Source organism: Maritimimonas sp. 2210JD6-3, assembly GCF_056591795.1.
In genome coordinates, this window is sequence record NZ_JBWQOJ010000030.1 from 17,736 (window position 1) to 39,188 (window position 21,453).

Annotated in this window: 18 protein-coding genes and 1 tRNA gene; 7 read left to right on the forward strand and 12 right to left on the reverse strand. The window is 33.5% G+C overall.

Features of this window, described 5'->3' with window-relative positions; all coding sequences use genetic code 11:
• Nucleotides 1-87: 87 nt before the first annotated feature.
• From AC1EUY_RS12120 to AC1EUY_RS12135, 4 genes are all read right to left on the reverse strand, one after another.
• Nucleotides 88-771 (reverse strand): response regulator, encoded by a 684-nt coding sequence (locus tag AC1EUY_RS12120; protein WP_480195807.1) that lies wholly within the window; start codon nucleotides 769-771, stop codon nucleotides 88-90.
• A 10-nt stretch (nucleotides 772-781) separates the two neighbouring features.
• A complete protein-coding gene (locus tag AC1EUY_RS12125) occupies nucleotides 782-2,761 on the reverse strand; it encodes a tetratricopeptide repeat-containing sensor histidine kinase (protein WP_480195808.1) in 1,980 nt (659 codons plus the stop codon).
• A 144-nt stretch (nucleotides 2,762-2,905) separates the two neighbouring features.
• Complete coding sequence (locus tag AC1EUY_RS12130) at nucleotides 2,906-3,091, reverse strand: hypothetical protein (protein WP_480195809.1); 186 nt, start codon at nucleotides 3,089-3,091, stop codon at nucleotides 2,906-2,908.
• 221 nt (nucleotides 3,092-3,312) lie between these two features.
• On the reverse strand, nucleotides 3,313-4,041 hold the full coding sequence (locus AC1EUY_RS12135; RefSeq protein WP_480195810.1) for a LytR/AlgR family response regulator transcription factor: 729 nt from the start codon (nucleotides 4,039-4,041) through the stop codon (nucleotides 3,313-3,315).
• Nucleotides 4,042-4,288: 247 nt separating this feature from the next.
• Here AC1EUY_RS12135 and AC1EUY_RS12140 point away from each other — a divergent pair, with 247 nt between their 5' ends.
• Nucleotides 4,289-4,561 carry a hypothetical protein gene (locus tag AC1EUY_RS12140; protein ID WP_480195811.1) on the forward strand — a complete coding sequence of 91 codons (273 nt, stop codon included), beginning with the start codon at nucleotides 4,289-4,291 and terminating at the stop codon, nucleotides 4,559-4,561.
• Between the two features lie 148 nt (nucleotides 4,562-4,709).
• Here AC1EUY_RS12140 and AC1EUY_RS12145 read toward each other — a convergent pair.
• A tRNA-Gln gene (locus AC1EUY_RS12145) sits at nucleotides 4,710-4,780 on the reverse strand.
• A 169-nt stretch (nucleotides 4,781-4,949) separates the two neighbouring features.
• Here AC1EUY_RS12145 and AC1EUY_RS12150 point away from each other — a divergent pair.
• Entirely contained in the window at nucleotides 4,950-8,096 is a 3,147-nt protein-coding gene (locus AC1EUY_RS12150; RefSeq protein WP_480195812.1) for a glycosyltransferase family 117 protein, read from the forward strand.
• A 6-nt stretch (nucleotides 8,097-8,102) separates the two neighbouring features.
• On the forward strand, nucleotides 8,103-8,750 hold the full coding sequence (locus tag AC1EUY_RS12155; protein ID WP_480195813.1) for a polysaccharide deacetylase family protein: 648 nt from the start codon (nucleotides 8,103-8,105) through the stop codon (nucleotides 8,748-8,750).
• Here AC1EUY_RS12155 and AC1EUY_RS12160 read toward each other — a convergent pair.
• The 3 genes from AC1EUY_RS12160 to AC1EUY_RS12170 form a co-directional block, all read right to left on the reverse strand.
• On the reverse strand, nucleotides 8,730-9,026 hold the full coding sequence (locus tag AC1EUY_RS12160; RefSeq protein WP_480195814.1) for a thioredoxin family protein: 297 nt from the start codon (nucleotides 9,024-9,026) through the stop codon (nucleotides 8,730-8,732). The genes AC1EUY_RS12155 and AC1EUY_RS12160 overlap by 21 nt on opposite strands.
• 134 nt (nucleotides 9,027-9,160) lie before the next feature.
• A complete protein-coding gene (locus AC1EUY_RS12165; protein ID WP_480195824.1) occupies nucleotides 9,161-10,396 on the reverse strand; it encodes a metallophosphoesterase in 1,236 nt (411 codons plus the stop codon).
• Between the two features lie 79 nt (nucleotides 10,397-10,475).
• Nucleotides 10,476-11,156 (reverse strand): copper homeostasis protein CutC, encoded by a 681-nt coding sequence (locus tag AC1EUY_RS12170; protein ID WP_480195815.1) that lies wholly within the window; start codon nucleotides 11,154-11,156, stop codon nucleotides 10,476-10,478.
• A 47-nt stretch (nucleotides 11,157-11,203) separates the two neighbouring features.
• On the opposite strand from AC1EUY_RS12170, the gene AC1EUY_RS12175 reads away from it, so the two are divergent.
• Complete coding sequence (locus AC1EUY_RS12175) at nucleotides 11,204-12,199, forward strand: isoaspartyl peptidase/L-asparaginase family protein (protein ID WP_480195816.1); 996 nt, start codon at nucleotides 11,204-11,206, stop codon at nucleotides 12,197-12,199.
• A gap of 34 nt (nucleotides 12,200-12,233) precedes the next feature.
• On the opposite strand, the gene cphA is transcribed toward AC1EUY_RS12175, so the two are convergent.
• Entirely contained in the window at nucleotides 12,234-14,876 is a 2,643-nt protein-coding gene (gene cphA, locus AC1EUY_RS12180; RefSeq protein WP_480195817.1) for a cyanophycin synthetase, read from the reverse strand.
• Between the two features lie 101 nt (nucleotides 14,877-14,977).
• Between cphA and AC1EUY_RS12185 the strand changes: the two genes are divergently transcribed.
• On the forward strand, nucleotides 14,978-15,841 hold the full coding sequence (locus AC1EUY_RS12185; RefSeq protein WP_480195818.1) for a cyanophycinase: 864 nt from the start codon (nucleotides 14,978-14,980) through the stop codon (nucleotides 15,839-15,841).
• Here AC1EUY_RS12185 and AC1EUY_RS12190 read toward each other — a convergent pair.
• Nucleotides 15,838-16,173, reverse strand: a complete 336-nt coding sequence (locus AC1EUY_RS12190; RefSeq protein WP_480195819.1) for an avidin-fold protein — start codon at nucleotides 16,171-16,173, stop codon at nucleotides 15,838-15,840. The two genes, AC1EUY_RS12185 and AC1EUY_RS12190, sit on opposite strands and share 4 nt — an antisense overlap.
• 2 nt (nucleotides 16,174-16,175) lie before the next feature.
• Nucleotides 16,176-17,120, reverse strand: a complete 945-nt coding sequence (locus tag AC1EUY_RS12195; RefSeq protein WP_480195820.1) for an isoaspartyl peptidase/L-asparaginase family protein — start codon at nucleotides 17,118-17,120, stop codon at nucleotides 16,176-16,178.
• Nucleotides 17,121-17,197: 77 nt separating this feature from the next.
• On the opposite strand from AC1EUY_RS12195, the gene polA reads away from it, so the two are divergent.
• The gene (polA, locus tag AC1EUY_RS12200; protein ID WP_480195821.1) at nucleotides 17,198-20,038 is read left to right on the forward strand and encodes a DNA polymerase I; all 2,841 of its coding nucleotides are present in this window, start codon (nucleotides 17,198-17,200) and stop codon (nucleotides 20,036-20,038) included.
• Between the two features lies 1 nt (nucleotide 20,039).
• Here the strand turns inward: polA and AC1EUY_RS12205 are convergent, their stop codons facing one another.
• The gene (locus AC1EUY_RS12205) at nucleotides 20,040-20,300 is read right to left on the reverse strand and encodes a hypothetical protein (RefSeq protein ID WP_480195822.1); all 261 of its coding nucleotides are present in this window, start codon (nucleotides 20,298-20,300) and stop codon (nucleotides 20,040-20,042) included.
• A 201-nt stretch (nucleotides 20,301-20,501) separates the two neighbouring features.
• On the opposite strand from AC1EUY_RS12205, the gene AC1EUY_RS12210 reads away from it, so the two are divergent.
• On the forward strand, nucleotides 20,502-21,341 hold the full coding sequence (locus tag AC1EUY_RS12210; RefSeq protein ID WP_480195823.1) for a tyrosine-type recombinase/integrase: 840 nt from the start codon (nucleotides 20,502-20,504) through the stop codon (nucleotides 21,339-21,341).
• The last annotated feature ends 112 nt before the right edge of the window (nucleotides 21,342-21,453 follow it).

A 21,453-nucleotide genomic window follows, 5' to 3' on the forward strand; every position in this document is an offset into this window, starting at 1 on the left:
TTCAATAAAACGAAGTAAGGCTATGCCATAGAAAAAGTAAGGATATCCTATACCTTCCCTTTTATTTCCGCAATGAACAAAGAATATTTATATAAACCCTTTTTCTCTGGCTTTTCGCAACAACTCTTTATCACTAGGGCTTATAGTGTCAAAAATTTGCTTAATACGTCGTTTGCGTTTCTCAATTGCTGGAAGAGATAATTTCAAAATGTCAGGAAGTTCTTTCATCATGGTTCCAACAGAAAGTTCATACAACATCTTTCTGTCAATAGCATCTAATAAAAAATCATTGGTTACTTCCTTACGAAGTAATTTTAATATGGTTTTACTATAGTATGGAGGGTCAGAAATTACAGTACTTATAGCCTCTACAAGATTTTTTGGATTAAGGTCATTTTTTGTTAAAAAACCATCAGGATTAAGACTTTTAAATATGCTATGAACCCTATAGTTATCACTAAAAGTGGTTGAAACTATAATTTTAGCATCAGGTAACAACTCATTAATCTTTAAACCTAAATCTTCTCCTGAAAGCAGGTTACCATCTTTTGAAGGTGGTAGGCTCAGATCTAAAAAAACCACATCTAAGTTTTTCTTCTTAGAGAAAAAATTTTCAATCTTGCTATTTGCTATATTGCAATTAGGCGCTACGTCAATATTAAAAGACACTAGATCATTATTCTTTCTAACTTGACTAAAAGCGCTTTTATAAGCGTTAGTTATAAGAGGGTGATCATCGATTAATAAGACTTCATATTTCTTGACTTCCATAACAACCTGTTTATTTTAACGGGATTGAAAAATCTATAGTAGTGCCAGCGCGCATTTCTGATTTAATAACAAAAACACCCTTCAGTTCTTCTATTCGAGATTTCATATTTTTTATTCCTATTCCTTTCTTATGCGTTTTTGTTTTAAAACCAACCCCATCATCCTTTATAGTTGTTAATAAGCTGTTTTCTTCAAAACGAAAATCAACTATAACTTTTTCACATTCAGCGTACTTAACAATATTTTGTAGTGCTTCTTGTAGAATTCTATATAGGTTTACTTTTATAATTTCATCAACCACACTCCAAGATACATTTTTATCAATATTTAATTCGTAAGCAAAATTTCCAATATGACTTTTGCTTTCAAGTAGCTTATTTACTAAAGAGCTAAAGTCTATTTCAGAACTTTTGAAATTTGTATTTAGTTTATGAGAGACTTCCCTTATTTCTGCTTCAATGCTTTGCAATTCTTCCAAAAACAAATCATGCTTTTTTAACGTTTCATTAGTTCCATTAATCTCCAAAAAGCCTAGGTCAATTCTTATTCCAAATAACTTACCAAGAATATTGTCATGTAGCTCCTGAGATATCCTGTTACGCTCTTTGACCCTCTCCTCTTCAAGTTTAGCCTGTTGGCGTAAAGTTAAAATGTAAACTTGCTCGTTCGCCTTCTGCTGTTCATTCTTTAGTAACAGCCTCTTATTTTTCGACCTTTGAATGATTAGGTAATATATCAAAGATAAAATAAGTAATGCTACTAAACCTGTTACTACTATTAAAGCTCGCTGACGTGATAACTTTTCGGTTTCCTCAATATATTCATCAGTTTCATAGGCAATTCTCGCAAATCTATTTTGAATTTTACGATCAAGAATCTGTAGACTATCATTATAAGAGATATACTTAGCCAAATATGAATTAGCATTTTTTTCATCTATTTTAGAAAGCAACTTTAGAGAAGCTAAGTAATCTCTACTATTTTTTAACTCTTTAGATAAATCGTTTGCATCTTGAGCATATTTGAACGCTCTTACTGAATCTTTGAATGCCAAGTAGTATTCTGATAAATGAAGGTTTACAACAATTTTTCCTTCATCATAATCAAGGCTATCCCTTATTTTCAAAGATTCATGAAGGTATTTCTTTACATTAAGCGTATCATTATTTAGAAATTTGCAATATGCTTTGTTAGCTAACACTCTTGCATAACGCTCAATTTTTTTCAATCTCAAACTGTCATTTTCTAAAATTTTATTAAAACAATCAAGAGCCTTCGAGTACTCACCTTTTTTAACATAAACTAGCCCAATATTATTCAAACTAATTTCATGTAAATTTTTGTTACTTTTTATTTTATCTAAATACCCTATCGCTTTGTTATAGTAAAATAAAGCTCTATCGTACTCTTGAATGTTATTTTGTAAAATAGCCAAGTGATTATAGGAGGCATATAATGACTTATACTTGTTTAATTTCTTATATTTTTCTATAGCACTTATTATTAAACTTTCACTTCCAGTATAATCTCTAAAACGTCCTTTAATAAAAGACATACCATACAACATTTTGGCAGCATAATTTTGTTCATCTAGATTTTCAAAATACTGATATGCCTCATTGTAATGATAATACGCCTTACTATAATCTCCCCATTCTTTATAAAAATTAGCGGAGTTCCAATGAATATCTGCTAATGAAAAAGAATCTTTTAACTTATATGCTAAATTATAAGCTTCACTATTAAGTTTTCTAAAATTAGAAGTATCCTTTACCTTGTAATATTGGTATGCTATTTTGCGTATAAACTTATTAGAAAGAGTATCATTTCTGTATTCTTTTATTGCTTCATACGCTCTGTTCAAATATTTTTTTCGTCGCTCTAATTTGTAAGATTTCTCCTTTGAAAGATTGATCCAAGAGGAAATGCTATCAGTTTCTATCTCGCTCGAAAATTGTGTATTAATGCTATTCTTTGGATTACAACTCAATAAAAATAAACACAAGAATGCCTTTGATATTATTCTCTTATATGTAATATGTATTATCAATGATACTAGTTAAAATACAAAACTAATAAAAGCCTTTAAGAGATATCCCTTAAAGGCTTTTATTATCCGTTCATTTCTTACTCACTAATCATCTTTCTCTGTTTCATCAACTTCTTCTGTTTCGTCTCCAGTAGCTTGAATATCAAGCTGGTTTATTTCGAAATTTTCTGCAGAATTCGCTTCAGGTTCTTGGATAATTTCATCATTTGTACATGAAGCAAAAAATATTGAACATAATAGTAATACAAGAAAGGTTTTTGAAATTTTCATAAATGCAAAATTTTAAGGTTTAACAATGGTTTCTCTAGGATGTTCTTTCGAACAACCGTTATATCTAAAATTGTGCACAAGAAGACGCAATGAAATTGTAACGTCAGTGAAGCTTCGTTGACGAAAATAGAGCTAACAAATAGCTCTTCTATCTAAAAACACAAAAGTTTAGTCAAGTTGGTATTCATTGTAGTGAAACAATGGCTTCAAGAAGTAAAATGCTAATTTGGAGTCATTACCGAGTTATTTGAAAGTGATGAATTAATAAAGTTGATATTTTTAATAAATGTTTTAGTAAATGGCACTTTATGGTCACTATTTCTAATCGAGCAAATAGCCTTTCCATAATTAATTCTTGTGATATAATCACTATTAATAATAAAGCTTTTATGTATTCTCAGAAAATTACTTGGTAGGGTATTTTCAAAAGTCTTTAATGTCTTAAAAGCACCAATCACAGAGCCATCATACATATAAAAATCTGTTGTATTGTTATCCGCTCTTAAAAACAATATTTCAGCAGTGTTTAAATAGCGGTAATCTTTATTAGACTTAAGGCATACTACATCAACTTCGCTCAGCGGATAATTTTTAAAATACTTTAAAATACATCTTTGCAAGGATAATTTTGTTGTAGGTTTTATAAGGAAATCAAAAAAGTTATATCTATAAGCTTTGTATGCGTTCTCTCTAAAACGAGACAAAGCAACAAATACCATTTCTTGTTGTATGTGTTGCTCTATATCTAATAGGAAGTCTGAGAGGTTTCCCAAGGTAGCATCTATATCTAAAAAGATAATATCTGGAGTATTGTTGAATATCATATTCAGTGCTTCATCCTGATCTGAAGAACTTCCACAAAAAATTAAGCTGTCTAAGCTATTAACTGCTGTTTTAATTACACTCAGTTCCTTAGCATTCTTTTCAACAATGAAATATTTTTTATTCAAAATAACTAACTGAAAATGAACATGAAAAGATATTTATTAAAGTATAAATTTCAGTAAGGCTAATCCATAAAAATAGTATGGAAAACTTTAATAAGTAGTTCCTGAAAAATGCGGAAATTTATTCAATTTTAAATTAGGGTGGTTTTCATAAAGAAAGCAAATAAATCCTATTATAATTACATACTAGGTAAATTATGATTAAGATTAAAAACTAACTATAAAATGCTTGAATTAGATATTTTAATAGATGACTTTTTACACAAATAAGAACCCAAATGATGAAATTGACTTATACAAGAAAGAAAAAATACTTAGTCTGAATAACAATTTTAAAAATGGAGATTTAAGATATACAAAATTTCAAAATTTATATTTGGGGCAATATTGTGAAAACTACATTATCTTCAGAGAAAGAGAATCTTTAATTGATAAAGGTCATTCTTCTATGGTAGAACCTGTAAAAAAACTAAGGCTAACCGATTTAGCAGAAGATCAAACTCTGGACAAGGAAGTGAATTAGTGGAAACTATAGAGGTGAATTAAGGATTCAAAAATCCTAAAACTATAAAGATAAGTGGATTAAATCAAAAAATCGGAAATATTTTGTAAATATTACAAAACAAAAAGCTCTAACATATTTAATATCAAATACTTAGAGCTTTATTTTGTTGGCCCACTAGGACTCGAACCTAGAATGACGGTACCAAAAACCGGAGTGTTACCATTACACCATGGGCCAATGCGGGTGCAAATTTAATTCAAACTTTTAATTCAGCAAATATTTTTTGTAAAAAAATTAATGGCAATTTTAACAGAACTTTAATGCTGTCCGTTCGTCGCTACAACAATAATTTAAACCCGTTAATCGATAATAATTAGTAAATTCGCCTCAATATAAAAGAAGATTCATGAGCAACATCAATTATAAAAAGTGGAACATCATCATAGGATGGATAACTTTTGCAATTGCATTGATAACCTATACATTAACCGTTGAACCTACAGTAAGCTATTGGGATGTAGGTGAATATATTTCTACAGCAGTAAAATTGGAAGTAGGACACCCTCCAGGAGCTCCACTATTTCAAATGTTAGGCGCTTTTTTTGCCATGTTTACTAGCGATGTTACTGAAATCGCCAAAATGACGAATTTTATGTCAGCTCTAGCGAGTGCATTTACAATTCTTTTTTTGTTTTGGACCATCACAGCGCTCGCTAAAAAAATAGTGCTAAAAAATGCTGAATTAACAAATTCAAATACCTTGGCTATTTTAGGCAGTGGACTTGTAGGAGCGCTTGCCTATACGTTCTCTGATAGTTTTTGGTTTAGCGCTGTTGAAGCAGAAGTATATGCAATGTCATCATTCTTAATGGCCTTATTATTCTGGCTTGGATTGCGCTGGGAATCTGAAATGGACACACCAAGAGGAAATAAATGGTTACTTCTTATAAGTTTTATTGTGGGGTTATCTTTCGGAGTTCATATACTTTCACTATTGGTAATACCTTCTATTGTATTTATTTATTTTTATAAAAGATATGATAATATCACTTCAAAAAAATTCATTATTGCGAATGTAATAGCGGTATTTGTTTTAGTATTTGTTTTTAAATTCTTATTCCCTTATACCTTAGCTTTTTTTAGTGCTATGGAACTCTTTTTTGTAAACAGTATTGGTCTCCCTTTTAACTCTGGAAGTATTATTGCGGGTATATTGCTAGTGGCAGCTTTTTATTTTGGTATTCGATATACCAGAAAAAAACAGTTATTCAATACCAATTTATTGATCTTGTGCTTATTGTTCTGTATGATTGGTTTTTCTTCTTGGTTGATGTTACCTATTCGAGCAAATGCAAATACTACCATTAACGAAAATGATCCATCTAGTGCGAGAGAATTGTTAGCCTATTATAATCGTGAACAATACGGTGACGCCAGTATTTTTTATGATTCTTATTATTCTGAAACGGGTCAACGTGATCGCGATAAACCTTATAAAGATGGAAAACCTAAATACGAGAAAGACAAAAAAGCAGGTAAATATGTAATTGTGAATAAATGGAAAAATGCCTTACCAAACTATTCAGATAAACATAAAGGCTTTATTCCTAGGATGGTAGATCCTTCTCCGTCTGTAATAGCGAATTATAAAGCCATTGCAGGAATTCCGGCAAGGAGCAAGCGAAGACCTACATTTTTAGAAAATTTGCGTTTTATGGTTGATTATCAATTTGGATACATGTATGGAAGGTACTTTATGTGGAATTTTGTTGGACGCCAAAACGATATTCAAGGACAACTCGACAATAACGGAAACTGGTTAAGTGGTATTAAATTTATAGACGAGTTACATCTGGGATCGCAAGATAATCTACCTGATGAAATGAAGAACAATGCGGCGAGGAATACCTATTTCTTCTTACCGTTAATTTTAGGACTTATAGGCTTGTTTTTTCAAATAAAATTTGATCCAAAGAATTTTTATATACTGCTTCTCTTTTTCTTATTTACAGGATTAGCCATTATATTTTATACCAATCCGAAACCATTTGAACCTCGTGAACGCGACTATGCTGTAGTAGGATCTTTTTACATTTTCGCTATTTGGATTGGCTTCGGTGTACTCTCGATTTTCGAGTCGTTAAAAAATAAATTACAGCCAAAGATGGCGGCAATTGGCACAACAGCGGTTTGCTTGTTAGCAGTACCTTTCCTTATGGCATTTCAAAATTGGGATGATCACGATCGGTCTGGTCGTTACGCAGCTCATAACAATGCCAAGGCATATTTAGACTCTACCGATAAAAATGCGATCATGTTTACCATTGGTGATAATGACACATTCCCACTTTGGTATATGCAAGAAGTAGAAAACTACAGAACCGATATCAAATTGGTAAATACGAGCTTATTTGCTACCGATTGGTATATAGATCAACAAAAACGAAAAACCTACGACGCTGACCCCATTCCGTCTCAATTGACACATGAACAATACAGAACAGGCACCCTCGATGTAGCATATCATATCCCTATGGAGTTAGGTACATTGGCTGTAAAAGATACTGCTACATTAGCAGAAGATGGTTCTCTAGAAGTTCCTAAAGAAGATGAAAATAGAGTTGATCTTGATTTCTTCATGAAATGGATGACCAGTGACAGTGACCGTACCTATATGGATCTTTTTGATGACGGAAATCAAATAAAAATATACCCTACCAATAAACTACGCCTCTATGTTGATAAAGAAGCAGTACTTAAAAACGGTATTGTAGAACCAGAAGACGCAGACAAAATTGTACCATACATAGACTTTGATATTGATGAAAATGGTCTTACTAAAAATAGAATTTTGATGCTTGATATTTTAGCAAGCAATAATTGGGAACGCCCTATTTATTTCACGGGAGGGGCTCATGCAGCCGAAGAATATATCTGGTTAAAAGATTACTTACAGCTAGAAGGCTTGGCTTATAAATTTGTTCCTATAAAGCGATCAAGTAAATACGCTGATGGTAGAGATCGAAGTATCTTAGATATCGGTCGTATTAATACCGAAAAAATGTATGCTAATGTGAAGAAATGGGATTGGAAAAACTCAAATGCAGATGATGTTTATGTAGATGTTGAAACGCGTAAAAATGGAATTTCATTTAGAAATAATTTAGTACGCCTTGCTGAAGCATTTATAACAGAGGGTAAAAATGACAAAGCTGAAGAAATCTTAGACCTTTCTATAGAAAAAATGCCTATTGAACGATATGGACATTATACCATGGTTTTAGGATATCCTGAAAACTATTATAAAATAGATAAAAAAGAAAAAGCACGTAGCGTGATTAAAACCTTAACAGATATTTTTGACGATCGTATCGAATTCTATAGCGGGTTAGATGATTACGGAATAAAACAGCATTATGACGACATAGAAACTACGCTGCTTATGTATAGAAATCTAGTAGCTACTGCTGACGAATATGATGAATCGTATGCTTCTGAACTGAAAAATCAATACATTGCTTCAGTAAAAATGTTTGAAGGAGTTCTTGATTAATTTATTTTGTACAAAGTTTTAAAAACACCAGTATTTTTTCAAAAAGCGTTTCCAAACCACGTCTGGAAAGTTAATACAAATAAAAAAATTCTATACCTTACGTTTGATGATGGCCCAACCCAAGGTGTAACAGAAAAAGTCTTAGATATTCTTGACGAATACAACGCAAAAGCAACATTTTTCTGTATTGGAAAAAACATTGAGCAAAACTCTGAAATTTTTCAACGTGTTTTTAAAGAAGGACACTCTGTAGGTAATCACACCAACGATCATTTAAAGGGTTGGGAAACAAACACCCAAAGCTATTTACAAAATATAAAAATAGCGCAAGATATTATTGAAGGTGTTGCTTTTCAAAATGTAAAGCTCTTTAGACCTCCGTATGGACGTATAAAACCTACTCAATCGAAACAACTTAGAAAACAAGGATATCACATTATTATGTGGGATGTACTTTCGTATGATTGGGATCAAAAAATCATAAAGGAAAAAGTAGCAAAAAATGTTCTTAAAAATGCCTCAGCAGGAAGTATTATCGTTTTTCACGACAGCCTAAAAGCTTCAAAAAATATGTTATACGCTTTACCTAAAACATTAGCATATTTCTCTAAAAAAGGTTTCCGCTTTGAATCGTTAGATATACTGCTGAACTAAACTAATAAGGGTATTCGCATCTTGCTCACCAGATTGCCGCCATTTCATCTCGCCGTTCTTATAAATAATAAACGTAGGGTTCCCTTTTATACGCAAGGCATTTGCTAGAATTTCATTCTTATCGATATCTATCTTTATTACCTTAGCTTTATCTCCCAAAGTAGCAGCAACGTCTCTAAGAACAGCATGCAGATTTACGTTATTTTCATTCCAATCTGCATAAAAATCTATAAGTGTAGGTTTGTTTGAATTTATGATCTCTCCAAACTTAGCCATATATCATTTTTTATAAGAACGAACTCAGGTTCGCTATGCGTTGTTATACAAATATAATATACTTTTTCAAAAAATAAGCGCTTTTTAGCCTCTTTTTCAACAGTTTACTACAACCTCTTTTAATAAGTTGTTAATTAGATTGTCGTAACACGTTTTTTCTTAAGGGTAATGACAGAAATCTCTGGCCAAATACCTACTCTGCCTGGATAGGCTAAAAAGCCAAAACCTCGATTTACATTAATAAATCTACCGGCTTCCTCATAAATACCTGCCCAATGCTTATAACGCCATTTTACAGGACTCCATTTTATCCACCCTGGAATCTCAATACCAAATTGCATACCATGCGTATGACCACTTAATGTTAAATGAAAATGCTTGTCATCTTTCTTTACTTCTTCTTCCCAATGGCTCGGGTCATGACTTAGTAAAATTTTAAAATCTTTTTTAGCAACCCCTTGTGAAGCCTGCTTTAAATCGCCTGCTTTTTTAAAACCACCCACACCCCAATTTTCAACTCCTACCAATGAAATCTTTTCGCCATCTTTTTCTAAAAAACGATGTTCATTTAATAATAAGTCAAAACCTATTTCTTTATGAATAGCTTTGAGCTTGTCCATATTTTCGATTTTAGCCGCTGCACTTTCCCATTCAATGTAATCACCATAGTCATGATTTCCTAACACAGAAAACATTCCTTTTTTGGCATGCAACTTTTTAAAAGAATCTAGCCAAGGCTCCATTTCATCTGCTCTATTATTTACCAGATCTCCAGTAAACAATATGATATCTGAATCTTGTTGATTTATCAAGTCTATACCATACGCTATCTTCTTTTTATTGTCAAAACTACCACTATGAATATCTGATATTTGTGTAATTTGAAATCCATCAAAAGCCTCAGGAAGGTCTTCAAATTCCAACGCATATTTTAAGACTTTATAATTATATTTTCCGCGATACATCCCATAAAGTAACGATGCAAAGGGTATCGCTGCGAGTCCTAGAGCTATCTGGCTTACAAACTTTCGTCGTGATGGTAAATAACCATCAGCAACTTTTCCTTCTGTTGCCCAACGATACATACCTTGCGGCACACGTATAATGTCTTCACCAAACATAAAAAGCACTATTAACAACTTAGGAACGAAGAGCACTAAGAAAAAACCAATCGCATTATTTACGGTAGTTGTGAGACCAATACTTCTATTAAAAGTTGCTAGTTGATATACAAAATTAGCAATGATTAAAATTGTGAGTAACCAATAAACTATATATAATCCCTTACTCCTAAAAGTAGTTTTAAAGGCTTGAAAAGCATAAAAATCAACAAGTAGATAAAAAGCAATAAAGAGTATCCAACGTAACATAATGTTCTGTATCATAATTTTAACAAAAATACCAATTCAATTTTTCAATATCCTTATCAAATTGTTAAAGATATACCCGTCAAGAAATGATTTGAATCAGTTCTTTTATTATTTCTTGATTGGAGTGTTCACTATCATTCACGAGTTCACCACTTTTTGATCTAGCAGAACTATGTAATTCTACAAACTTATTTTCTTTGAATGATTTTGCATTTTGAGGATGTATTCCTCCTCCTGGAAGAATAATGATGGCATCTTTTGCTTCATTTTTTAAGCTTTTCAGCAAGCTCAATCCTTTAAATGCTGTAGGCTCTTGTCCCGAAGTTAATATTCTTTTCACGCCCAAATCGATAAGTTGATGAAGTCCTTTTATCGGATCAAGAATCGTATCAAATGCCCTATGAAAAGTAAAAGGAAGTGGTTTCGATAATTCAACAAGTTCTTTAGTTCGTTCAAGATCAATAGTTTTATTATCATTCAGTACTCCAGAAACAATTCCATGGCATCCTAAATCTTTATACAACAAAATATGTTGTTTCATTTGATGGAATTCAGCTTCAGAATATGCAAAATTACCTTCTCTAGGTCGTATTAACACAAAAACAGGAATTGTAGTATCTTGCAAAACCTTTATGAGTAATTGCTCATTTGGCGTAATACCACCCACTCCCAAGTGTTCACATAATTCAATACGCTTTGCACCAGCAATCTGAGCATGTAATGCTGATTGGTATGAATTTGTACAAACTTCTAATAGCATTCTAAGCTTTTTGCTATCTTGCTAATGTAAGTAAAAATCATACAAAAATGAAGCGTCGTAATTTTATAAAAAGCACATCCTTAACCGGAGTTAGTTTAGCAATAGGCTCAATAATAACATCTTGTAAAAATACTGAAAACGAAAAAGTAATACCTACCAGTCTAAAAAAGGCATTACCACTAGTAGTTGCTACATGGAATGTACCCAATGCTACTAAAAAAGCTTGGGAAATTTTACAAAATAATGGGAATTCTTTGGATGCGGTAGAACAAGGTTGTATGATTGAAGAAGCAGATGTTAAAAATTCTTCGGTTGGCAAAGGTGGTTTGCCTGATCGTGATGGAAATGTTACGCTCGATGCCTGCATTATGGACAGTTCTGGCAATTGTGGTTCTGTAGTTTATCTTAAAAATATAACGCATGCTGTTGCTGTTGCCAGAAAAGTTATGGAAGACACACCACATGTTATGCTCGCAGGTAGAGGAGCACAACAATTTGCCATTGCTCAAGGCTTTACACCAGAAGATTTATTGACAGCATCGTCTAAAAAAGCATGGGAAGACTGGAAGACAACATCTGAGTATAAGCCGATAATAAATATCGAAAATCACGATACAATAGGCATGTTAGCTATCGATAAAAATGGCAATATTTCTGGAGCTTGTACCACTAGTGGTTTAGCGTATAAAATGAACGGGCGTGTCGGTGACTCACCTATCATTGGTTCAGGTTTGTTCGTAGATAATGAGATTGGTGGTTGTGTTGCTACGGGTCTTGGGGAAGAAGTAGTGAAAACAGTTGGTAGTTTTTTAGTAGTAGAGCTCATGCGTCAGGGAAAATCACCTCAAGAGGCTTGCGAAGGAGCTATTAGAAGAATTGTTTCGAAACCTAATAGTGATTATAAAAACTTTCAAGTAGGCTATATCGCTGTAAACAAAAACGGAGAAACCGGATCTTATGCTATTCATAAAGATTTTAGTATGACCAAATATTACAATGGTCAAAATAAAAATATACAATCTGAATATTTTATAAAATCCTAGAATAAAAAACTGAAGCTTTTACTTCGCTTTTTTACTAATCAGCATAATTTAATTCGCCTTTCGATTCTTTTTCTTTAAACTCCTTGACTAAATCTAAAGCATCTGGTATTACATCACTGCATAAAATTATGAGTGACCCTTTTTCGGCATTTTTCACCGCATGTTTTATTGCTTCCTTCTCCGACGGTATAATAGTAGTTTTCTTATTAGGGTCTTTCATTTTTATACCATCGTTGAGCATTTTTATAAGCTCTTCTTCAGTTTTTCCGCGCAAGCGTTTATCTTGACGGATAATTATTTCATCAAACATTTCTGCAGCAATACTACCCATTTCATTATTATCTTCTACGCGTCTATCGCCTATACCTGCGATAATACCTACTTTAACTGTGGCATCTAATTCATCAGTAAACTTTTGAAGTGCCCGCATTCCTGCTGGGTTGTGTGCATAATCTAACAAAATTGAAAAATCATTAAACTTAAATAAGTTTAAACGACCTGGTGTTTGTGAAGCTGAAGGGATAAAGGTTTCTAATCCTGCCTTTATATCTTCATTACTAATGCCTTGTACATGCGCAGCTAAAACAGCAGCAAGAACATTTTGAATCATAAACTTTGCCTTACCGCCATAGGTCAGTGGAATATTTTCAGCTTTCATCAAGCGCATTTTCCATTCACCTCGACATATGGTAACATATCCACTTTCATAAACAGCCGTAATGCCTCCTTTACGTTGTAGCGCCTGCACACGAGGATTATTTTCATCCATAGAGAATAATACAACATTACATTCAACATTTCTACGCATTTCATATACCAAATCATCATCGGCATTTAAAATTGCATAGCCATCAGGTAGTACCGTTTCTGGCACAACAGCTTTTACCTTAGCTAACTGCTCTATGGTATGAATTCCTTTTAATCCTAAATGATCTGCAGCTACGTTCGTTACAACCGCTACATCACATTTTTTAAACCCAAGACCCGCTCTTAATAATCCGCCCCTTGCACATTCTAATACAGCAAAATTCACGGTAGGATCTTTAAGAACAAATTCAGTACTGGCAGGTCCCGTACAATCACCCGTCATCAATAATCGGTTTTGGATATAAACACCATCACTTGTGGTATAGCCAACTCGATAACCGTTCATTTTCGCTATATGTGCAATCAGTCTTGTTGTTGTGGTTTTTCCATTGGTTCCAGAAGTAGCTATGATAGGGATACGTCCTGTATCTCCCTTTTTGGGAAATAGTTTATCAATAACAGGAGCAGCAACATTTCTAGGTAAACCAGTGGTTGGTGCTAAATGCATTCTAAATCCTGGCCCAGCATTTACTTCAAGTACAGCACCTCTAGTTTCAGATAAAGGTTTTGAAATGTCTGTAGTCATTACATCAATTCCACAAATATCAAGATCAATGATCTTAGAAATTCGTTCAGCCATACTTACATTAGCAGGATGTACAATATCAGTAACATCTTCTGCAGTACCTCCTGTACTTAAATTGGCAGTATCTTTTAATATTAATATTTCACCATCTTTCAACACAGAATCTTCTGTATAACCAGCGTCAGCTATCATTTTTTGTGTAAGATCATTTATGGTTATCTGGGTTAACACTTTTTCATGCCCATAACCACGTCTTGGGTCTTCATTAACTATAGCTACCAATTCTTTTATAGTAGATTTACCATCACCCATAACATGGGCAGGTGTACGTTTAGCTGCAGCTACTAATACATTATTAATAACTAATAATCTATAATCTTCTCCTTTGATAAATTTCTCTACGATTATGGCGCCACTGCGTGAACTTTCTTTCGCATGACGAAATGCTATAAGTGCGTCTTCATAATTTTGAATATCAACGGTAATGCCTCTACCGTGATTCCCATCGATAGGTTTAATTACTAAGGGATACCCCACATAACGACACGCTTCTTCTAAACTACGCTCACGACGAATAATATCACCGCGCGGTACTTCGACTTCCGCCTGCTCTAATAAATACTTGGTATCTTCTTTATCACATGCCAATTCAACACCAATACTACTTGTTTCGCTCGTTACTGTAGCTTGTATTCTTTTCTGATTTGCCCCATATCCTAATTGACATAAAGAGTATTTGTTAAGACGAATCCAAGGAATACCTCTAGCTTCAGCCTCCGCAATGATAGAACCAGTACTGGGTCCCAAACGATCGGCTTCTCGTAGTTCTCTCATTTCTTGGATGTCTTCGGTCATATCATAATCTTCTCCTTTAATCAATGCTTCGCATATTCTTACCGATGCTTTTGCCGCATAGCGCCCAACAGACTCCTCCATATACGCAAACACCACATTATAAACACCTTCTTCACCATACCCACGTGTGCGCCCAAAACCAACATCCATACCCGCTAGTGTCTGAATTTCTAAAGCAATATGTTCTATAATATGCCCCATCCAAGTACCTTCTTCTACACGCTGAAAAAAACCACCAGCTGTACCGACTGAGCATCGATGTTCATACATAGTAGGAAACATTTTCTCCAATCGTTCTTTAAAACCATCTATTTTATTTGAAGGAAATTCTTCCATTTCTTGAAGATCTAACACCATAACAATCAATTTATGACGTCTAATAGACCAATAGTTGGGTCCTCGCATTGCATTAATACTTCTTATTTCCATAATTCAGTCAGTTTTATAAAGAGTGAAAGATTATAAATATAGGTAATTTTCTTAGAAATTTTACTTTATTTTTGCCGCATATTTTAAACAGTAATAGTAAGATGTCGCAGGTAAAAGGTACTTTAATCCCGATAGGAGGAAATGAAGATAAAGGGATTGAAGAAAACGAGATGTACTCTCTTGAATTTATAGATGAAGGGATTTTATATCATGTTGTAAGAGAGTCTGGTGGTATTGACGCTACAATTGTCATTATTCCTACAGCATCAAGCATTCCTGAAGAAGTAGGCAAAAATTACATCGCTGCATTTACTACTTTAGGATGCAAAAACGTTACGGTTCTTGACATTCGTAGCAGAGAAGATTCTGAAGAAAAAGCCGCTATAGAACTTATAAAAAATGCTGATTGTGTCATGTTTTCTGGAGGTAATCAGTCTAAAATCACTGATAAAATTGGAGAAACTACCATTCACAAAATTTTAGCTGACCGCTATAAAAATGAAGAAAAATTTGTGATTGCAGGCACTAGTGCAGGTGCTATGGTTATGACTGATGAAATGATTGCAGGTGGTAGTGCCTCAGAAGCTTTTGTTAAAGGTGCTGTTACCATGTATAAGGGGCTTCGTTTTATACCTCAATTAATTATAGACACCCATTTTATTAAGCGCGGTCGTTTTGGCCGTGTGAGTGAAGCTGTGGCAAAACATCCAAACCTTCTCGGATTAGGCTTAGCAGAAGATACGGGTATTATTATAAAGAATGGAAATGATTGTACTATTATCGGTTCTGGGATGGTCATTATTTTTGATGGTAGTAACCTCACTCATAATAATGAGAAGGTCTTAAAAGAAGGTACCCCCATGACCATGGCAAACTTAAAAGTACATGTACTTTCTAATGGTGATAAGTATGATATTGCAAACAAGAAAGTAAGTGTATTACCAATAGAAGCGCCTTTTATTTAACTTTCTAGATACTCTGAGACGCCACTTTGATTTTTAGCATCTAACCAATGCCAATGAAGCGTAAGCTTTATTTTATTTTCTGAAGTAATCGTTATATCTGCAATTGCTTTACCAGCTTTTAACTCATTATCTGTAGTTAAACATTGATATAACATGTCTAATGTATCATCTTTAAGAACGGCGATAATTTTTCCATATTTAATGGTTCCTCCATAATAATTTGCAGTAACTAAATCCCCTTTTTGTTTGTATTCAAAAATTGTGGTCTCGTTTACTTCTCCGTTTTCGGAATTCGTGATTAAAGAGAATTTTTTATTATTAAAATCAAACATTTTCATGGTTTTTTAATCTCTTTATAAATTGAAACCTCTTCTTTCCCAACTGAAGATTTTGAAGCCCGATACATTCCTTCTGTATTAAAAGGCATGGCAATATTACCTCGAGCATCAACAGCAATTAAACCACCATCGCCATTAATCTCAAGTATTCTTTTATGAATTACTTCTTCAGAAGCTTCGACCAAAGACATTTCTTTGTGCTCTATTAAACAGGCCACGTCATAGGCTACAACTCCCCGAATAAAAAACTCTCCACTACCCGTACAACTTATAGCGCATGTTTTATTATTTGCATAGTTACCAGCACCAATCATTGGGCTATCACCAACTCTTCCAAAACGTTTATTAGTCATTCCTCCAGTAGAAGTTGCTGCGGCTATATTACCTTTTTGGTCACATGCTACGGCACCTACAGTTCCGAATTTTGAATCTTTTTTTACTGAGTGATCTAATTGAAAATTATCGGTATCTTTTATTTCCAACCATTGTTTGTGACGAAACTCATCATAAAAATAATTAGCATTTTCGATTTTATAATTTTGCAATTTAGCGAACTGCATGGCGCCTTCACCTGCTAAAAAAACATGTTCGCTTTTCTCCATGACATCTCTGGCTAAAGAAATCGGATTTTTGATTCCAGATATTAATGAAACTGCCCCTGCATTTAAAGTTTTTCCATCCATAATAGATGCATCCATTTCATGTGTTTCATCGGCTGTAAAAACGCTCCCTTTCCCTGCATTAAAAAGGTGTGAATCTTCTAATAAGCAAACCGCTTTTTCTACCGCATCAATAGCCGTACCGCCCTTTTCTAGAACTTCGTACCCTTTGTCTAAGGCCTTTTTTAAAGCCGCTTTATATTGTGATTCTAATTCTGGAGTCATCATGCCTTTTACTAGCGTTCCGGCTCCTCCATGAATTGCAATAGCATATCTATTCATATTAAAACTTAAAATTAATTAATTTCTTATCGAGAAATAAGTTTTGTAGTTTTATAGTCTTCAACAAAAATATACAAATGCCTGAACAAAAACGCCTTTTTTTAGTCGATGCTTATGCCTTAATATTTCGTGGGTATTATGCGTTCATTAAAAATCCCAGAATCAATTCTAAAGGTATTGACACCTCTGCAATAATGGGTTTTACCAATTCTTTGTTAGATGTTATAAAACGTGAACGACCCGACCATTTAGCTGTGTGTTTTGATAAAGGAGGTAGCGTTGATAGAACAGAAATGTTTGATGCTTATAAAGCAAATAGAGACGAAACACCAGAAGCAATAAAAGTTGCTGTGCCTTATATAGAACAGATTTTAAGAGCAATGCATATTCCTATTATCGTAAAAGAAGGCTATGAAGCCGATGATGTGATAGGAACACTCGCAAAAAAAGCCGAAAAACAAGGGTATCAAACCTTTATGGTTACTCCAGATAAAGATTTTGCTCAACTAGTTTCTGAAAATATTTTTATGTATCGCCCAAGATCTTTTGGTGGTGGTTATGAAACTTGGGGAATTAAAGAAGTTCAGGAAAAATTTGAAGTAGAACGACCAGAACAGGTAATCGATTTTTTAGGTATGATGGGAGATTCTATCGATAATATTCCTGGTTTGCCTGGTGTAGGTGAAAAGACCGCTAAAAAATTTATTGCCGCCTATGGTAGTATGGAAGGTTTATTAGCGAATACCCATGAACTGAAAGGAAAAATGAAGGAAAAAGTAGAGGCGAATGCCGAACTAGGATTACTTTCAAAAAAATTAGCACGTATTTTACTAGACGTCCCCGTAGAATTTGATGAAAAAGACTTTGAACTTTCAGAACCTAACATTGATGCTGTTAAAGAAGTTTTTAGTGAGTTAGAATTTCGTCGTTTAACAGACAATTTTATTAAAACTTTCGCAAAAGAAAATACACAAAACACAACCTCTGAGTCACCAACTAAAGACCCGCAAAAAAAGAAACCCGCGAGTAACAATGGTCAGTTTGATCTATTTACAGCACCTGGCACTGGTACTGTTTCTAATGAAGATACTATTACAAATGGTTTTAAAACCATTGAAAATACTTCACATTTCTATCAACATGTAAATACTTCGCTTTCGCGGAAACTTTTACTAGAAAAATTACTATTGCAAAAATCGGTTTGTTTTGATACTGAGACAACAGGTTTAAAAGCTTTAGAAGTTGAATTGATAGGTATTGCTTTTTCTTGGGAAATAGGCAAAGGGTATTATGTATCATTTCCAGAAAATCAAGAAGAAACGCAAACTATATTAGAAGAATTTCGTCCATTTTTTGAGGATGAATCCATTGAAAAAATAGGCCATAATCTAAAGTACGATATTAAGGTATTGTCTAATTATCATCTTCCTGTAAAAGGAAAGTTATTTGATACCATGATTGCGCATTATTTGATCAATCCCGATATGCGCCATAATATGGATGTGCTTGCAGAAACTTATTTGAATTACCAACCTGTTTCTATAACTGAATTGATTGGTAAAAAGGGGAAAAATCAGCTTTCTATGCGTGTTGTGGAGTTGCCAAAACAAACCGAATACGCTGTTGAAGATTCTGATATTACGTTACAACTCAAAGAGCATTTTGAAAAGGAGTTGAAAAGCGGTAATGCCAATACATTATTTAGTGAGGTAGAAATTCCGTTAGTTTCGGTGTTAACCGCAATGGAAATTGAAGGGATTAACCTTGATATTGATTTTCTAAAAGAATTTTCTAAAGTATTGACTAAAGATATAGACCGTTTAGAAAATGGTATTTACGAGCAAGCTGGTGAAACTTTTAACCTAGCCTCACCTAAACAATTGGGCCCTATATTATTTGATAAGTTAAAACTGGTTGACAAGCCTAAAAAAACGAAAACAGGTCAATATTCAACTGCTGAAGATGTATTAAGCTATTTAGCGAAAGATCATCAGATTATTCGTGATATCTTAGAATGGCGTCAATATAAAAAGTTACAAAGTACGTATGTAAATGCTTTACCAAACGAGGTTAATCCGAAAACTGGGCGTGTACATACTGTCTATGCGCAAGCCGTTGCTGCAACAGGACGTTTAAGTTCTAACAATCCAAACTTACAAAACATTCCTATTCGAACCGAACGCGGTCGTGAAGTACGTAAAGCCTTTATTCCGCGAGATGAAAATCATGTACTATTGGCAGCTGATTATTCTCAAATAGAATTGCGAATTATTGCTGCGCTGAGTAAAGAAGAAACCATGATTAGAGCCTTTCAAAACGGTCAAGATATTCACGCATCTACTGCTGCCAAAGTATTTAACGTTGCCATAGAAGATGTTACACGCGAACAAAGAAGCAATGCAAAAACGGTAAACTTCGGGATTATTTATGGCGTTTCAGCGTTTGGATTAAGTAATCAAACATCCTTAAGTAGAAGCGAGGCCAAAGAACTGATCGATACATATTATGCAACCTATCCGAAACTACGTAATTTTATTTCTGAGCGGGTAGATTTTGCCAGAGAGCATGGGTACGTAGAGACCGTTTTAGGTCGTCGTCGCTATTTAAAAGACATCAATTCTCGAAATGCAGTAGTACGAGGAGCTGCTGAGCGTAATGCGGTAAATGCCCCTATTCAAGGTAGTGCGGCAGACATTATAAAATTAGCAATGATTACTATTCATAAACGTTTTCAAAAAGAAAAGTTTACATCTAAAATGCTGCTTCAGGTACATGATGAATTGGTGTTTGATGCTCATAAAGATGAATTAGAAATCATCAAGCCTATTATAAAATCTGAAATGGAAAATGCTTATAAGTTAGCTGTTCCTCTAGATGTAGAAATTGGTTTAGGTGAGAATTGGTTAGAGGCACATTAAACTATTTGCGTTTTCTAATGATTAGCACCGTATCATCAGAAAAAGACATCCAAGCAAAATCATATATCCAATGGTACATTTTGCCTTCTTTATTGGTATGAAAATGTGTCAAGTAGTTAAAATGAAAATTCTTTTGTTCGAGCTTTAACCTATTTATTTTCTTCTGATTTAAATTTTTACCTACTAATTCTAATAGAATGGCTCTATTTCTATGCAGAATTCTATCTATTTTGAAAGTAGCTACATCTGTTACTCTTCGCAAGTTGGTATGGTAGTAATTTTTGCACTTTATAGAGCAGAATAACTTATCGCTTCTTCCTACATTTTTTTTGTTACATATTTTACATTTTTTCACTTATATATTCTGTTTTACAATATATTACATATATTCGTTTTTAACGGTTAAATATAATTAATCTAAAAATAACATCACTTTCTGAATAGTAAATTGTTAATTTTAGACATGTTTCAATTAGAAAAAACTGCATTAAAACTCAAGCAAAAAAATTATGCTAAAAGCACCCAACAAACCTATTTGCACTTTATTAACGATTACCTCAATTTTTGTGCAAAGCATGCATTAAATATTGAAGAAGACACCTCTCAATATCTGATGGATCTAATTCAAAATAATTATGCTATAAGCACACAAAATCAGGCCATTAATGCCGTAAAATTTTACTTAGAACATATATTAGGAAATGACAGAAAATATATTGAAATAGATAGACCTTTTAAACCAAAATATTTACCAACGGTACTTTCGCTTAAAGAAGTTAAAGCTATATTAGATACTACTAAGAATTTAAAACACAAGAGTATTCTTTCAACATTGTATGCATGTGGTCTTCGTATAAGTGAAGTACTTAATTTAACTTTAAAAGATATCGATAGTTGTAGAAATTGTATTACAATTAGATGTGCGAAAGGAAAAAAAGATCGGCTCGTTCCATTACCTGATGAGTTATTGGTTCTTTTACGCACTTATTATAAAATATATCTTCCGAAAGAATTTTTATTCGAAGGTAGGGCATCTAAATATAATAAGAATATATCTGTACCCTATACTGCTTCTAGCATACGAGCTATTTTAAAAAAAGCCGTTTCTAAAAGTAAAATACTAAAGAATGTTACTCCGCATACACTTAGGCATAGTTATGCAACCCATTTATATGAACATGGTGTAAGTTTACGAAGCATTCAAGTACTGTTAGGTCATAATAGTAGTAAAACCACCGAAATATACACGCATGTTTCTAACGTACATATAAATGAAACGCCTAGCCCAATTTCATTTTTATAAAAATTAGTATATTGCACATAAGGGATATAAGTGTAATATACTTATATTATAGTTAGGTGCAATGCGCATTTAACAAAACCTAAAAAGGTACTCCCTGCCAACTTCCATACAG

Bases quoted from the DNA above. Each gene is read 5' to 3' on its own strand.
- AC1EUY_RS12120 (WP_480195807.1), bottom strand. From the start codon at position 771: ATGGAAGTCAAGAAATATGAAGTCTTATTAATCGATGATCACCCTCTT.
- AC1EUY_RS12130 (WP_480195809.1), bottom strand. From the start codon at position 3,091: ATGAAAATTTCAAAAACCTTTCTTGTATTACTATTATGTTCAATATTT.
- AC1EUY_RS12140 (WP_480195811.1), top strand. From the start codon at position 4,289: ATGACTTTTTACACAAATAAGAACCCAAATGATGAAATTGACTTATAC.
- AC1EUY_RS12150 (WP_480195812.1), top strand. From the start codon at position 4,950: ATGAGCAACATCAATTATAAAAAGTGGAACATCATCATAGGATGGATA.
- AC1EUY_RS12160 (WP_480195814.1), bottom strand. From the start codon at position 9,026: ATGGCTAAGTTTGGAGAGATCATAAATTCAAACAAACCTACACTTATA.
- AC1EUY_RS12165 (WP_480195824.1), bottom strand. From the start codon at position 10,396: ATGTTACGTTGGATACTCTTTATTGCTTTTTATCTACTTGTTGATTTT.
- AC1EUY_RS12170 (WP_480195815.1), bottom strand. From the start codon at position 11,156: ATGCTATTAGAAGTTTGTACAAATTCATACCAATCAGCATTACATGCT.
- AC1EUY_RS12175 (WP_480195816.1), top strand. From the start codon at position 11,204: ATGAAGCGTCGTAATTTTATAAAAAGCACATCCTTAACCGGAGTTAGT.
- cphA (WP_480195817.1), bottom strand. From the start codon at position 14,876: ATGGAAATAAGAAGTATTAATGCAATGCGAGGACCCAACTATTGGTCT.
- AC1EUY_RS12185 (WP_480195818.1), top strand. From the start codon at position 14,978: ATGTCGCAGGTAAAAGGTACTTTAATCCCGATAGGAGGAAATGAAGAT.
- AC1EUY_RS12190 (WP_480195819.1), bottom strand. From the start codon at position 16,173: ATGTTTGATTTTAATAATAAAAAATTCTCTTTAATCACGAATTCCGAA.
- AC1EUY_RS12195 (WP_480195820.1), bottom strand. From the start codon at position 17,120: ATGAATAGATATGCTATTGCAATTCATGGAGGAGCCGGAACGCTAGTA.
- polA (WP_480195821.1), top strand. From the start codon at position 17,198: ATGCCTGAACAAAAACGCCTTTTTTTAGTCGATGCTTATGCCTTAATA.
- AC1EUY_RS12210 (WP_480195823.1), top strand. From the start codon at position 20,502: ATGTTTCAATTAGAAAAAACTGCATTAAAACTCAAGCAAAAAAATTAT.